14 protein-coding genes are annotated in these 14,344 nt (G+C 67.6%); 4 read left to right on the forward strand and 10 right to left on the reverse strand.

The window, feature by feature from the left end:
- Nucleotides 1-6: 6 nt before the first annotated feature.
- The 9 genes from E0H73_RS15340 to E0H73_RS15380 form a co-directional block, all read right to left on the reverse strand.
- Nucleotides 7-879: a carbohydrate ABC transporter permease gene (locus E0H73_RS15340; protein ID WP_131355743.1), complete on the reverse strand. Its 873-nt coding sequence runs from the start codon at nt 877-879 to the stop codon at nt 7-9.
- Complete coding sequence (locus E0H73_RS15345; RefSeq protein WP_131355746.1) at nt 876-1,811, reverse strand: carbohydrate ABC transporter permease; 936 nt, start codon at nt 1,809-1,811, stop codon at nt 876-878. Before E0H73_RS15345 ends, E0H73_RS15340 begins: the two co-directional genes overlap by 4 nt.
- Complete coding sequence (locus tag E0H73_RS15350; protein WP_131355749.1) at nt 1,808-3,088, reverse strand: extracellular solute-binding protein; 1,281 nt, start codon at nt 3,086-3,088, stop codon at nt 1,808-1,810. Before E0H73_RS15350 ends, E0H73_RS15345 begins: the two co-directional genes overlap by 4 nt.
- A gap of 1 nt (nt 3,089) precedes the next feature.
- Nucleotides 3,090-4,055, reverse strand: a complete 966-nt coding sequence (locus E0H73_RS15355) for a GNAT family N-acetyltransferase (RefSeq protein ID WP_131355751.1) — start codon at nt 4,053-4,055, stop codon at nt 3,090-3,092.
- Nucleotides 4,052-5,152, reverse strand: a complete 1,101-nt coding sequence (locus E0H73_RS15360; RefSeq protein ID WP_131355753.1) for an exo-beta-N-acetylmuramidase NamZ family protein — start codon at nt 5,150-5,152, stop codon at nt 4,052-4,054. Before E0H73_RS15360 ends, E0H73_RS15355 begins: the two co-directional genes overlap by 4 nt.
- 460 nt (nt 5,153-5,612) lie before the next feature.
- Nucleotides 5,613-6,380: an alpha/beta fold hydrolase gene (locus tag E0H73_RS15365; protein ID WP_131355754.1), complete on the reverse strand. Its 768-nt coding sequence runs from the start codon at nt 6,378-6,380 to the stop codon at nt 5,613-5,615.
- A gap of 77 nt (nt 6,381-6,457) precedes the next feature.
- Entirely contained in the window at nt 6,458-6,757 is a 300-nt protein-coding gene (locus E0H73_RS15370) for a hypothetical protein (RefSeq protein ID WP_131355755.1), read from the reverse strand.
- 50 nt (nt 6,758-6,807) lie between these two features.
- Complete coding sequence (locus E0H73_RS15375; protein WP_131355756.1) at nt 6,808-8,199, reverse strand: M28 family peptidase; 1,392 nt, start codon at nt 8,197-8,199, stop codon at nt 6,808-6,810.
- A 113-nt stretch (nt 8,200-8,312) separates the two neighbouring features.
- Entirely contained in the window at nt 8,313-9,344 is a 1,032-nt protein-coding gene (locus E0H73_RS15380) for a fatty acid desaturase family protein (protein ID WP_131355757.1), read from the reverse strand.
- A gap of 189 nt (nt 9,345-9,533) precedes the next feature.
- On the opposite strand from E0H73_RS15380, the gene E0H73_RS15385 reads away from it, so the two are divergent.
- Entirely contained in the window at nt 9,534-10,829 is a 1,296-nt protein-coding gene (locus E0H73_RS15385) for a sensor histidine kinase (RefSeq protein WP_131355760.1), read from the forward strand.
- Entirely contained in the window at nt 10,781-11,428 is a 648-nt protein-coding gene (locus tag E0H73_RS15390; RefSeq protein ID WP_131355762.1) for a response regulator, read from the forward strand. The genes E0H73_RS15385 and E0H73_RS15390 overlap by 49 nt, the downstream gene beginning before the upstream one ends.
- Here E0H73_RS15390 and E0H73_RS15395 read toward each other — a convergent pair.
- A complete protein-coding gene (locus tag E0H73_RS15395) occupies nt 11,410-12,219 on the reverse strand; it encodes a helix-turn-helix domain-containing protein (RefSeq protein ID WP_131355765.1) in 810 nt (269 codons plus the stop codon). The two genes, E0H73_RS15390 and E0H73_RS15395, sit on opposite strands and share 19 nt — an antisense overlap.
- Before the next feature lie 50 nt (nt 12,220-12,269).
- On the opposite strand from E0H73_RS15395, the gene E0H73_RS15400 reads away from it, so the two are divergent.
- Both E0H73_RS15400 and E0H73_RS15405 read left to right on the forward strand, forming a co-directional pair.
- Nucleotides 12,270-13,058, forward strand: coding sequence for a phytanoyl-CoA dioxygenase family protein (locus E0H73_RS15400; protein WP_131355768.1), 789 nt, complete (start codon nt 12,270-12,272; stop codon nt 13,056-13,058).
- 76 nt (nt 13,059-13,134) lie between these two features.
- The gene (locus E0H73_RS15405) at nt 13,135-14,331 is read left to right on the forward strand and encodes an NAD(P)/FAD-dependent oxidoreductase (RefSeq protein WP_131355771.1); all 1,197 of its coding nucleotides are present in this window, start codon (nt 13,135-13,137) and stop codon (nt 14,329-14,331) included.
- Nucleotides 14,332-14,344: the final 13 nt, after the last annotated feature.

The following is a 14,344-nucleotide window of genomic DNA, read 5'->3' on the forward strand; positions in this document are numbered from 1 at the left end:
GTCTCCTCACTTCAGGCCACTCAGTACGACGCCTCGCACGTAGTACTTCTGGAACAACAGGAACACAACGAGCACCGGCAGGGTGCTGAGGACCAGGCCGGCCATCACGATCGGCATCGTGCGATCGGGGTCGAGGAAGCTCTGCAGCAACTGGATCCCGACCGGGAGGGTCTGCAGGGATGGGTCGGACGACGAGATCAGCAGCGTCCAGATGTACTCGTTCCACTGGCCGATGAACGTGATCAGGCCGAGCGTGATCGCGACCGGCTTGGTCTGCGGCAGCACGATCAGGCGCCAGGTCTGCCACTGGTTCGCCCCGTCGATCTTGGCCGCCTCGAGCATCTCGTCCGGCAGCGACACCATGAACTGCCGCATCAGGAAGATGCCGAACCCGCTCACCGTGAACGGCAGGATCAGCGCGATCAGGCTGGTGGTCAGACCGCCGTCGCCGCCGCGGCCGAGGATGTCGTTGCCGCCGGCCAACGGCCAGTTCAGCATGATCAGGAACGTCGGAATCAGCAGCAGGAACGGCGGCAGCATCATCGTGGCCAGGATGAACCGGAAGATCACCGCGCGGCCGCGGAACCGCAGCTTGGCCAGTGCGTACCCCGCCATCGACGACGTGATCAGGACGCTGACGGTCACGCTGACCGTGACGATGACGCTGTTGCGAAACAGCCGCCCGAGCTCGAGCTGGTCGAACGCCGCCTTGTAGTTGTCCAGCCCGAAGGACTTCGGCAGGAACTGGTACGGGATCACGCCGTACTCCCCCGCGCCCTTGAACGAGCTCATCAGCATGTCGAGGAACGGCATCACCATCGCGACGCCGCCCAGGATCACGACCAAATACGAGAACCACGGGAACCGACGGCGCCTCATGACGTCTCCTCCCCGCGCCGCCGGGCGATCCACAGCTGCAGCAGCGTGATCACGAAGATCACCACGAACAGCACCATCGCCATCGCGCTCGCCGTCCCCCAGGCGCCGAACTTGAACGCCTGCTGGTACATCTCGAACGCCGCCACGTTGGTCGCGTTGACCGGTCCACCATCACCTGTCATGACAATGATCAATGCGAACGACTGCAGGCCGGCAATGAACTGTGTGATCAACACGAACAACAGCGACGGCCGCAGCAACGGCAGCGTGATCTGCCAGAACATGTGCCAGCTGTTCGCCCCGTCCACCTCGGCGGCCTCGTAGTACATGCCCGGGATCGCCTTCAGTCCCGCGGTGAGGATGAGCACGGCGCCTCCGATCGAGGCCCAAGCGTGGACGACAGTCACCGACGGCAAGGCGTACGACGCATCGGACAGGAAGCCGATGCTGTTCACGCCGAGCTTGTTCAGGATGCCGTTGATCAGTCCGGCCGGCTGGTACATCATCTTCCACACGTTGCCGATGGCCACCACCGTCGCGACCACCGGCAGGAAGTACAGCACCCGCCAGAAGCCCTGGAAGCTCAGCCGGTCGATGCAGTAGGCGACGAGCACCGATCCGACCGTCGCCATCACCACGGACCCGAAGGCGAAAAGCAACGTATTGACGAGAATCGGCTTCACGAACGTGCCGTCGAAGCTCAGCACGTCAGAGAAGTTCTTGATCCCGGCGAACTTGATCGTGCCGAGGTCGAAGCCGCCCCAGTCGGAAAAGGCCAGCACGACGGCGAAGATGAACGGCAGGATCAGGAACACACAGAAGAACAGTAGCGACGGCGCGAGGAACAGGTACGCCGCCCGTCCCTCGCGATGCAGGGCAGGTCGCTTGGCCACGGTCACCGTGGCCGTGCGGACCTGAACAGCGGTCGTCATTGCGGCTTGACTGCCTTGGCCGCCTGCGCCAGCGCCTCGTCAGGACTCTTGCCATTGGCAAGCACAGTCATGATCGCATTGTGCAAAGCGGTCTTCGCCTCGTAGGCGCCCGCCTGGTTCGGCTCCGGCATCGCGTACTCCGCCGCTGCGTAGATCGGCTTGAAGTTCGGGTCGGTCAGCGTCTTCTGGTACGTCGCAGCGTCCGCGGCGCGTGGCGGGATCAGGCCCTGGTCGGCCAGCCACTTGCCCATCTCGGTGACGCCGCCCTCGGTCTGGTGCTCGTTCAGCCAGCTGAGGAACTTCCACGCCTCGTCGGAGTGCTTGCTGCGCTGGTTCACGCCCATGAAGAAGCCGTACGCGAGCGATCCCATGCTGCCCGCGGTCGGTCCCGGGATCGGGGCGACGCCGACGTCGGAGTACTTGTCCTTCATCTGGGTCTTCAGGCTGCCCAGCCACCAGCCGGCCTGGATCGCCATTGCGACGCCGCCGCTGCGGAACTGCTTGGTCGGCGAGATCGACGGGTTGGTCGCCTTCGCCGCGGCAAGGTCGGCCTCGACCTGCAGGGCGGATTTGCCGGCGTCGTTGTTGAACTGCGGTGAGCCGTCCTTGCCGAGGAAGGTTCCGCCGGCCGAGTCGAGCAGGGACAGGAACGGGTGTGCCGACTTGTTGTCGCCGTCCTGGATCAGGCTGAGGCCCTCGACCTGGACGTTGCCGTTGGCATCGCGCTTGACGACCTTCTTCGCCACGTCCTCGAGCTCGGCCCAGGTCGCCGGCGGCTTGCTGACGCCGGCCGCGGCGAGAGTCTTCTTGTTGTAGAAGAGCGCGTAGGTGTTGAACTCGGTCGGGTAGCCGAGCAGCGTGTCCCCGGTTGTGACCGCGCCGAGAGCCGCTGGGCTGTAGCTCGCCTTGATCTTCTGGGCGATCTCGTCGGGCACCTTCGCCACCACGTTCGCCTTCTCCAGCTGGCCGCCCCACAGTCCGTAGGCGCTGACGATGTCCGCACCGCGGCCGCCGGTCTGCCGAACGGTCAACGTGGTCAGGAGGTCGTCGAACTTGACCACCTCGGACTTCACCTGGATGTCCGGATTCTCCTTGTTCCACTGCGCGATCATCTTGTCCAGCCCACTCTTGGCCGGATCCGAGGCGTAGTGGCTGAGCAGCGTGAGCTGCACCTTGCCGCCACCACCACCCGAACCGTCCCCGCCACCGCAGGCAGCGCCAGTGGCCATGAGTCCGAGTGCCGCGATCAGGGCCGGGATGCCCTTTCTGATACGCATATCAGTCCTTCCCGTCGGACCGGACCAGGGAAGCCCGGAGGATGGTGAACGTGCGGGTGATGGTGAAGCCGGTCTTCAGATAGAGCTGCCCGGCCGCGGATTTCTCGCCGGTCCAGAGGAACCACGCGCTGTGGGCGCCTACGCCGGCCATCCGCTCCAGCGTCAGATGCAGGAGCACCTTGCCGAGCCCGGTACCGCGGCTCTCCGGGAGTACGCCGAACGGTCCGAAACGATCGATCACACCTTCGTAGGTGCCGTGCATCGCCCAGCCGAGGATCCGGCGGCCGGGATCACGCGCCACCACGATCCGGTCCAGTGGCATGCCCGCCACCACGGCCTCACGGATCGCCCGCGCCCAGTCCGGGTTGAAATCAACCCCGGCAATGTTGATCAATGTGGTCAACTCATCACCGGTCGGGGTTCCGAACGTGTATCCATCATTGATCAACAGGTTGATCCGGTCGCGGACGTCGGGCGGGATCTCGTACCCGACCAGGCTCCGGTCCATTGCGACTGCGTCGTACTGCGGCTCGAATCCGAGGGCCGCGGTTAGTCGTTGGGCAGCTGGGTAACGGGCGCTGTCGAGGCCGGGCAGGAAGTAGTTCGGGGTGTACGAGGAGAAGAAGACCTCGGTCCGGCCTTGGTCGCGGAGCCAGTCCATGGCTGCTGTCAACAGGTCGCGGCCGATCCCTTGGCCGCGGTGGTCCGGGTGCACGAAGAAGAAAGGGATCCATCCGCTGGCTGGTTCGAGGTCGTCGCCTGCGGCTGCGATCAGCCGTCGTACGGCGTAGGCCGCGCCGACCACCTGGTCGTTGTGCACGGCAACCTTGAGCCCGGCCGGGTCGAAGTTGCGGTCGACCAGGAACTGGTCGAGGAACCGCGCATAGCCGATCGGGTCCGCCGGCGCCGCCGCCGTCCACACGGAGGCAAGCGCCGGACCGTCACCAACCTCGAACGAGCGGATCATCGGGTCGTCCCTTCGTAGAGGAGTGCGTCCGGGCGGGGCCAGTCGAGAGTTGTCGAGGGCAACAGGGCTACCGGGTCCTCCCGCGCCTCGAGTGACTTGCGCAGGGAGTCGGAGCCCCAGAGCTTGTCGAGCGACGGGAGTAGACCGAAGTCGGAGGGGTAGAGGTCGTTCAGCACCCGGAGCATGACCAGCGCGGTCCGCACCGGCTGGTACGCCGCCCGGTCCACGACATGCACCTGGACCCCGGGCACCGCCTGACCGGCGTACTTACTGAAGACCGGTTCGAACCAGGTACGGCGGAACACGACGCCGGGGAGCTCGCACTCGCGCAACGCCGGGACGAACCGGGCGTCGATGAACGGCGCCCCGATTGTCTCGAACGGCCGGGTAGTGCCGCGGCCCTCGCTGAGGTTCGTGCCCTCGAAGAGCCCCGTGCCGGGATAGACGAGAGCGGTGTCGAGGGTCGGCATATTCGGCGACGGCGGTACCCAGGTCATCCCGGTCTCCCACGAGTCGCGGGACCAGCCGTCCATCGTGATGACTGTTGCCTCACCCAACTGACGGGCCAGCTCGCCGACGGTCAGACCGTGCCGGAGCGGGATCGGGGCGCGGCCGACGAAGCTCTCGAAGCCCGGCTGGAGCGCCGGGCCTTCCACCTGCACGCCGCCGAGCGGGTTCGGCCGGTCGAGGACGACGAACGGCTTGCCCAGGCGTTCGGCCGCTTTCAGGCAGTCGTACATCGTCCAGACGTAGGTATAGAACCGCGTGCCGATGTCCTGGATGTCGAACAGGAGCACGTCGACGCCGGAGAACAGGTCGTCGAGTTCGCGACCGTGGCGGAGATAGGTGTCGAAGACGGGCAGCCCGGTGTCCGGGTCGACGCCTTCCGCCTCGCTCTCGCCGGCTTGCGCCGTACCGCGCAGGCCGTGTTCGGGACCGAAGAGCGCGGTCAGGGGAAGACCGGCCTCCAGCAGCGCGACCGAGGTGGGTCGCAGATCCGGCAGTACGCCGGTGAAATTCGTGATCAATCCGAGGCGGCCGTCGTCCACCAGCCCCGGTTCCCCGGCCAGACGCTCCGCGCCGGTCCGGACTGCCATCGCCAACCACCAACCCAGATCGTGGATCCTGCAGGAACTGGGTTGAAAACTTACCGAGGTCTTCAGGCGGAGGTCAATGGATTACGGACAAACGTTTACCACCAAGCCGTCAGGGGGCTGCGGCGAGGCCAGATAGTCCATCACCCGGGCGTTGATCTCCGCCGGGCTGTCCCGGGTCCGCAACTCTTCCATCCACTCGGCGCACACCGCGTTCGACGCGCTGAACTCGAGGGCGATGTTGTCCGGATCACGGAAGTTCAGGTGGGACGCAAACGCCTCGTCCCGGATCGGGGTGTCTGGGCAGGGAGGGTGTGCCCGGGCAGGGAGGGTGTGCCCGGTGGGAGGGTGTGCCCGGGCAGGGAGGGTGTGCCCGGTGGGAGGGTGTGTCCCGGCGGGAGGGTGTGTCCCGGCGGGAAGGGTGTGTCTGGGCGGGGAAGGGTGTGTCTGGGCGGGAAGGGTGTCAGGGCAGGAAGGGAGTGAGCGCCGCGAGGAAGTCGTCGAGGCGCTCGGCGTGGACCCAGTGACCGGCTTCGGGGACTTCGGCGTACTGGACCTGAGGGAAGTATGACGCGATCGTCGCGCGGTGGTCCTGCTGGACGTACTCCGACTTGCCGCCGTAGATGAACAGCGTCGGGCCGTCGTACCGCAGGCCCTCGATGTCGGAAGGCCAGCCGGAGATGGCCGGCAGCGCCGCCTCGATCACCGGCAGGTTGGGCCGCCAGCGAGCACCGGCATCGTCGAGGATCAAGTTCTGCAGCAGGAACGCCCGGGTCCCAGGAGTCGGTACGGCGTCCACCAACTGGGCGTCGACGTCGGCCCGCCGCTGGACCGACGACAGATCGGCGCCCCGCATCGCCCGCGCGTACTCGACGAACGCCGGCGGATAGGCGACCGGCGCCGCATCAACCACGACCAGGCGCTCCACGACCTCCGGGAACCGCAGTGCGGTCAGCATCGCGGTCTTACCACCCATCGAGTGACCCACGAGTGCGACCGGCCCCACCCCGAGAGACTCGATCGTCTCCCGGACGTCGTCAGCCATCTCCGGATAGCTGATCGTGTCGGTGTGCGGCGACGTGCCGTGGTTGCGCAGGTCGAAGGCGAACACCCGATGCGCACTCGCGAGCCGACGGGCCGCGGTCATCCAGTTCCGGCCGGACCCGAACAGTCCGTGCATGACCACGACCGGCGTACCGGAGTCGCCGTACGACGCAACCGGAAGCTTCATCCAAACCCCTTCGTGTATGAGGACTGGCAGGCTGACGAGGTCGCAGCTTCTGCGAGAAAAGCAAGTGCGGTGGGGATCTACTTGTGGCGCTGCCAGCAGGCGGTGTGCCAGTGGCGGCGTTCGTCGAGGGACTGGGCGCCGCCGATCGCGGCGAGCAGGCTGGGGTTCTCCGGCCACACCACGACGTGCGGTGTGCCTGGCGCGATCTGCTGGTCGCACCCCGGGCAGCGGTACGACTTCCCGGACGCGGAACCGGACACCCGGCGGACGATCCACCCGCCGTCGGCGCGTTCCTCCCGGAGTTGGCTGCCACCGAGCAACGGCCGGTCGCTGACGGGCCGCTGCCACTTCGACGGTTTCCTGCTCCGGGGTGACATAGCCCTGCAAGGCTATCCGTATGAGCCACGTCACCCCGGCCCAGGCAGGCTCAGCCGCGGGCGACGGCGTACGCCGCGCAGCCGATCAACTCCATCGAGACCTGGAGACGCTCCAGGCTGACGTTCTTCGCGATGGTGTCCTCGGGCGAGTGGTACGGCGGCTCGAGGAACGCCGGTGAGATCTCACCACGCCAGGAGAAGTTGGCCGCCGCGATCCCGACCTCCTGGAACGACTGGTGATCGGACGCACCACGCTGCACCGGCCCGACCAGCTGTGGGTCGTACCCGAGCCGCTGACCGGCCGCTCGGACCGAGTCCGTCGCGGCGTTCGCGAGACCGGTGAAGGACAGCAGCCAGTACGTGATCGCCGGGTCCCAGCTGGTCGCAACCATGTCGTTCTGGAACACCGCCAGATGCCGGTCGCGCTGGTCCTGCGCCAACTGCGCAACGTGGTACCGCGACCCGATCAACCCTTGCTCCTCCGACCCCCACAGCGCGAACCGCAGTGTCGCGTTGGTGGAGATCCGGCTGAAGACCTTGGCCAGCTCCATCGTGAGCACGGTCCCGGAGCCGTCGTCGTTGGCTCCCGGCGCACCGATCACCGAGTCGTAGTGACCGCAGACCATCACGATCGGCGAGTTCGCGCCGCCGCGGCCACGGCGTTCACCGATCACGTTGTTCGACACCAGGCCACGATGGGACGTCGTACTGATCCGCAGCGGCAGCGAGTTCACCACCGCGAGCGCTTCCCGGATCAGCCGCTTCTGCACCTGAGCCACCCCGAGCATCGGGATCGGCGCGTCGGTCAAACCGCTCGGAGAGAACGCCGAGGCGCGACGCGGGAACACCTGGTCGGCGGGCAGCAGGATCACACCCACTGCTCCGCGCGCCGCCGCCTCTGCGACGAAGGCCGGACGCGCGGCCGCGGTGTCATCCGCGATCACGATCGACCCCGCAACGTCGGCCGGCCAGACCGGAGCCGTCGCCGCGCCGACATCGCGGACCGGTCCTTCGGCCGTGACGTCCAGCTTGCCGCCGGGTGCGGCTCCGGCCTGCCAGCTCAGGTCATCGGGGAGGATGCCCCGGACGTCGAAGATCTGGGCAGTGAACTTGTCGGCGACCGAGAACGGCTCCAGCCGGGTCCGGTAGCCGAAGTCGTCGAGCTGGCCGGCGATGTAGTCGGCCGCGCGCTTCTCACTCGTGGTCCCGCCGATCCGCGGGCCGATGTCTTCGGACAGCACCTGCAGGTGGCGCAGTGCGCGCTCCGAGGACAGACCGGACACGATCTGACGGTCGTACTTGTCCAGCGTCGGGCGGTTGACCGCACCGGGTCGCTGGTCGTCCGCGGCCCAGGCGGGGGCGGCGGGAAGAGCCGTGGCGGCGGTGACTCCGGCGACGGCGCCGAGCAGGCCGCGACGACTCAAACCGGACGATTCGGTCATACAAGGTCTCCTCACAAGGTGGGCGGCCCCGAGACCAGAGACCGTAACCGATCTGCGACTGGGTCGCTCCCCCTCGTGACGGATTTTCTTGCAGGACAGGGAAATCCCGCGGTTCAGGCGTGCTGTTCGCGGAGTTCGCGGCCCACTTCGTGCAGATGGCGCAACCCCATCCGATACGAATCGATCAGGCCGGTGCTCACGTACGGCATCCCGATCCGTCCGCAGTACTCCTGCACGATCGGCTGGGCGAAGCGGAGGTTGGCGCGCGGCATGCTCGGGAACAGGTGGTGCTCGATCTGGTAGTTCAGTCCACCCATCATCCAGTCGATCACCAGACCGCCGTTGACGTTGCGGGACGTCAGTACCTGCTTCTCCAGGTGGCCCCACTGGGTGTCGCCGTCAGGCATCTCCATGCCCTTGTGGTTCGGCGCGAACACGCTGCCGAGGTGCAGCCCGAACACCATGTGGTGGATCAGTGCGAACAGGACCGCCTGGCCTGGCGACATGATCAGGAACAACGCGCTGAAGTACAGCACCAGGTGCGCGGCCATCAGGCCGAGCTCGAGCCTGGCCTCGCGGCGCGGGCGGCCGAGCAGGAAGCGGATGCTGGAGACCTTCAGGTTGAAGCCCTCCAGGGTCAGCAGCGGGAAGAAGATCAGCGCCTGGTTGCGGGACAGCCAGCCGTGCAGGCCGGTGCGGCCCTCGGCCTGCTCGAGGGTCCAGACCAGCACGCCCTCGCCGACATCGGGGTCCTTGTCGGTGTGGTTGGGATTCGCGTGGTGCCGGTTGTGCTTGTCGTTCCACCAGCCGTAGCTCATCCCGAGCAGCAGGTTGCCGTGCACCAGGCCGATCCAGTCGTGCAGCTTGCGCGATCCGGCGATCTGCTGGTGCCCGGCGTCGTGCCCGAAGAACGCCGCCCGGGTGGTCAGGATGCCGAGCGGAATCGCCAGCAGCAGCACCCACCAGGTGCTGCCGAGAACCGCCGCGCCCGCCCAGGTCAGGCCCATCAGCACCACGTTGATCCCGATCGCCATCGCGTACGCCGCAGTACGGCGTTCGAGCAAGCCGGCCGACTTGATCTCGCGGAGCAGCGGGGAGAAGTCGCTGCCGCGGGTAGCAGGAGATAACGCGGTTGGCTGAGCCATTAGGTCCTCGTCTCAGAAGCGGGGGGAGGCCTAGGCGTACAGCCGCGGCCAGCGTACGTCATCAAGCCTCATCGCCCTAACGGCCGAGCACACGAGTGCTACGACCCGGATGCCCGGGGGAGGCAGCGCCAGCGTGGAAGTGGACCTAACACCACTGAGCGGGCCCACACGCTCAGTCATGATGGGTGTATGACCACCATCGCCACCCAGGCACCGCCGATGCGGTACCCCAAGCTCGCCCAGCCGTGGATCGCGCTGGCCCTGTCGATCCTGGCCGAGCTCGGGATCGCGTTGTTCGTGCTCAACGTGGTGGCCGTGCCGCTGATCGCGGTCTGGGTCGGGATCCCGCTGCTGCTCGCGTTCGTTCCGGCCGCGCGGTGGTTCGCGAACTGCCACCGCACGATGCTGGCCGGCTTCCTCGGTGAGCGCATTCCCCGCCCGTACAAGAAGCCCCCGATGCCCGGCATCCTGATGTGGCTGCGGACCACGCTGACCGATCCGGCCACCTGGCGCGACATCATCTGGCTGCTGGTGAACGCGGTGATCGGCTTCACTCTGTGTCTGCTCAGCGCCGTTCTGTTCCTGGCGTCGCTGTTCTACCTGGTCTACCCGCTGCTGGTCGGCGTCACCCCGGAGGGCGTCTTCACCGAGCCGTTCGGCGGGCTGGTCACGGTGAACTTCTGGACCAGCTTCCTGGTCACGCCGGTCGCCCTGATCGCCTTCATGATCTGGTACGCCGCCGGTGAGCGACTGCTGAAGGCGAACGCCTTCATGGCCCGTTCCCTGCTCGGCCCGACCGAGAGCGCGAAGCTGGCCCTGCGGGTCCGCGAGCTGGCCGAGTCCCGCGCCGAGACCGTCGACACCCAGGCGGCCGAGCTGCGCCGGATCGAGCGGGACCTGCACGACGGCGCCCAGGCCCGCCTGGCTGCACTCAGCATGAACCTGGGCATGGCCGAGGAGATGGTCGCCCGCGACCCGGCCCAGGCGGCGGCGCTGCTCACCGAGGCCCGGGAGTCGGCCAGTACGGCGCTGTCCGAGCTGCGCGACCTGGTCCGCGGGATCCACCCGCCGGTACTGGCCGACCGCGGCCTGGAAGGTGCGGTCAAGGCGCTCGCACTGTCCTGCCCCTTCAAGGTGGATGTCACGTTCGACGTCCCCGGCCGGCCGGCCGCGCCGGTCGAGTCGGCGGCGTACTTCGCGGTGGCCGAATGCCTCGCGAACGCGGTGAAGTACTCGGCGGCGACGAATGCCTGGATCCAGATCACGCACGAGGAGGAGAAGCTGCACATGATCGTCGGTGACGACGGCGTCGGAGGTGCGGTGATCCGGCCCGGAGGCGGTCTGTACGGTATCGAGCGGCGGCTGGCCGCCTTCGACGGTACGTTGACCGTGGTGAGCCCGAGCGCCGGGCCGACCACCGTGATCATGGAGCTGCCTTGCGAGTCCTCATCGCTGAAGACCACGCCCTCCTCCGGGACGGCCTGATCCGCCTGCTGGAGGCGCACGACTTCGAGGTCGTCGAGGCAGTCGACAACGGTCCCCGGCTGGTGCCCGCCCTGGTGGAGCACCGGCCGGATGTGGCCGTTGTCGACGTACGACTCCCACCGACCTTCACCGACGAGGGCCTGAAGGCCGCGATCGAGGCCCGTCGCCAGGTCCCCGGCCTGCCGATCCTGGTGCTCTCGCAGTACGTCGAGCAGCTGTACGCGCGGGAGCTGCTGACCGGCGGCGGGGGCGCGGTCGGCTACCTGCTCAAGGACCGGGTCTCGAACGTGGCCGAGTTCCTCGATTCGGTACGACGGGTGGCCGCCGGCGGGACCGCGATGGACCCGGATGTGATCGGTCAGCTGCTGGCCCGCAACACCCGCGACGAACCGATCGGCCGGCTGACACCACGCGAGGCCGAGGTGCTCGGCCTGATGGCGGAGGGCCGCTCGAACGCCGCCATCGCCGGCGCCCTCTTCGTCACCGAGAAGGCAGTCAGCAAACACACCAACAACATCTTCTCCAAGCTCGACCTCCCGCCCTCGGAGGACGACAACCGCCGGGTGATGGCAGTCCTCACCTACCTGTCGTCGCGCTGACGGTAGGTCGTCGGGCTGCTGCCGGTGTGGTGGCGGAAGCGGGTGGAGAAGTACAGCGGGTCGAGATAGCCGACCTGGGCGGCCACTGATGCGACTGAGCGGCTGGTCAGCTCGAGGAGGTTGCAGGCCGCGTCGAGGCGGCGGCGTTCGACGAACTGCTGTGGGCTGACGCCGAGCTGCGCACGGAACAGGTGCGCGAAGCGGGACACCGAGAGATTCGCCGCGCGAGCCAGCCGGGGTACGTCGAGGTTCGCGGTCAGATCCTGGTCGATCAGCTCGATGGCGCGCAGCAGGCGGTCGTCGATCTGCACCGCCTTGGGGTTCTGGGTGTCGCACCACAGCAGGGCGGCCTCGAGGGAGTTGGCGCTCAGCTGCTCGGCCTGTGGGAGGACGCTGCTCTGGTGCCGGACCGCGTCACGCAGGTGGTCGGCGATCCGGTCGGCGGTCGGCCCGGCAGGGCGGAGCTGAACGATGCCCGGGGCAACTTCCGGCCAGTCCAGTAGCGGGAGCCAGTCTGGTTTCGGGTTGAGGTGGGCGTAGAGGAAGTGCCACCGCTCCCCCACAGTGCCGTAGTCGTGCAGCGTGCGTGGACGGACGAGGGTGATGCTGCCCGGATCTGCAACAACGGTGCCGAAGCGTCCGCAGCCGTCCAGGGTGTGCACCAGCAGCCAGTCGGTCGTGCCGCGCCGGCGGTAGGTCGCGTAGTCGGAATCCTCGTCGAACTCACCGGTGAGCAGCCGCCGGACGACCGGCGTCGGCGAATCCCCAGTAGCAGGATCTCGAAGGTTCACAACTCGATAGGCTATCGTCTCGGCCGCCCGTCGCCGCCGATCCTGGAAGCATGACCGACGTACTGGCCGAGATCTATAGCGACGAGGGGATCGTCCAGGTCCCGCAGGTGCTCTCCACCGCCGAGGTCGAGCGGATCAGAATCGTGTTCATGGAGCAGGTTGCCGCGGATCACTCACTCGCGATCGACGACGGCGTACCGGACGACGATCCACTGGCGCGATATCCGCGGTTCGTGCATCCGCACCGGCGGCCCGAGGTCGAGGCCGGCAAGATCTCGCTGGAGCTGATGCTGGACAGCCGGATCCTCGATGTCGTCACCACTCTCATCGGGCCCGCGCTGGGCGCTCAATCGATGTTCTACTTCAAGCCGCCAGGTGCGCGCGGCCAGGCGTTGCATCAGGACAACACGTTTCTGCGGGCCGACCCGGAGACCTGCCTGGCGGCCTGGATCGCGATCGACGACGTGGACGCGGAGAACGGCGGGCTCGCGGTGGTCCCCGGTTCGCACAAGACCGAGCTGGTCTGTCCCGAGCCGGCCGACCTGGCGGAGTCGTTCACCAACGCGGAGGTCCCGATCCCGGACGGTCTGCGGAAGGTGCAGACGAAGATGAAGGCCGGTGACGTGCTGTTCTTCCACGGCAGCGTCGTCCACGGCTCCCGCCCGAACTCGAGCACGGACCGCTTCCGGCGCGCGCTGATCTTCCACTACATCCCGGAGGACAGCAGGGAGATCGCCGCCTTCTACAACCCGCTCGTCCGGCCGGACCGGCGTACGGCGGTCCTGCCCGAAGCCATCGGCGGCGGTCCCTGCGGCGACTACGCGGACGCCGAGCCGTAAGTGATCTGACTCACTGGTGTCACATCCGCCGGGGGCGCGGTGTCTTTAAGGCCATCTCTGAGACGAAGGAGTGGCCATGACCGAGAAAACCGATGTCATCCTGATCGGCGGCGGATACGCCGGCGTGATGGCTGCCAACCGCCTGACGCAACGTGACGACATCCACGTGACCCTGGTCAACCCACGTCCGGCCTTTGTCGAGCGGATCCGGCTGCACCAGCTCGTCGCCGGGTCGGACGACGCGCTGGTGGACTACCAGAGCGTCCTGGCCGGCGGCGTTGAACTCGTGGTCGACAGCGTCACCCAGATCGACGCGGCCGGGCGCCGCGTGATCCTGGCGAGCGGGGGCGCCCTCGACTACGACTACCTGGTCTACGCCGTGGGCAGCGGCAGCGGGAAGTCCAGCGTGAGCGGCGCGGCGGAGTACGCCTACCCGATCTCCACCCTGGAACAGGCACGGCGGCTCCAGCCGGTCGTCGACGCCGCGCCGGCATCGGCCGCGCTGACGGTCGTGGGCGCTGGACCGACCGGCCTGGAAACCGCATCCGAACTGGCGGAGCAGGGCCGTACAGTCACCCTTGTGTGCGGAAAGGTGCTCGGGCCGTACCTGCATCCGCGGGCCCGGCGCTCGGTCGCCCGGAAGCTCGCCAAGCTCGGCGTGACCGTGCTCGAAGGCGACGGCGCGACGGTGACGGGCGTAACGGCTGACGCGGTCCAGCTCAGCGACGGCGGCGAACTGCACAGCGACGTGACGATCTGGACCGCGGGTTTCAGCGTGCCGGATCTGGCCACCCGCAGCGGGCTGAGCACGGACTCCCTCGGACGGCTGCTGACCGACGAGACCCTGACCAGCGTGGACGACGTACGCATCATCGCGGCCGGGGACTCGGGGGCGCCATCCGACCTGCCGGTGCGGATGAGTTGTCAGTCCGCGATGCAGCTGGGTCCGCAGGCTGCCGAGACGGTGCTGAGCCGGATCGCCGGCAAGGAGCCCGCCAGCCTTGACGTCGGGTTCTTCGGCGAGTGCATCAGCCTGGGACGCCGTGCCGGCGTGGTCCAGTACGCCAAGCGGGACGACACCCCGACCAGCGTGTTCTATCTGGGCAACCGATCCATGGCGATGCTCAAGGAAGGCGTCTGCAAGAGCACCATCTGGCAGCTGCGGCAGGAGGCGCGCCGACCCGGCAGACTCGATCTCTGGTTCAAGGATCGCCAACGCCGGAAGGTAGTGCGTGCCAAGGCCGCGCCCGTGGACGCAGGCCGGCCGGCCTGACGAGAGGTTCGGA

This window comes from Kribbella pittospori (genome assembly GCF_004331465.1).
Lineage (GTDB): Bacteria > Actinomycetota > Actinomycetes > Propionibacteriales > Kribbellaceae > Kribbella > Kribbella pittospori.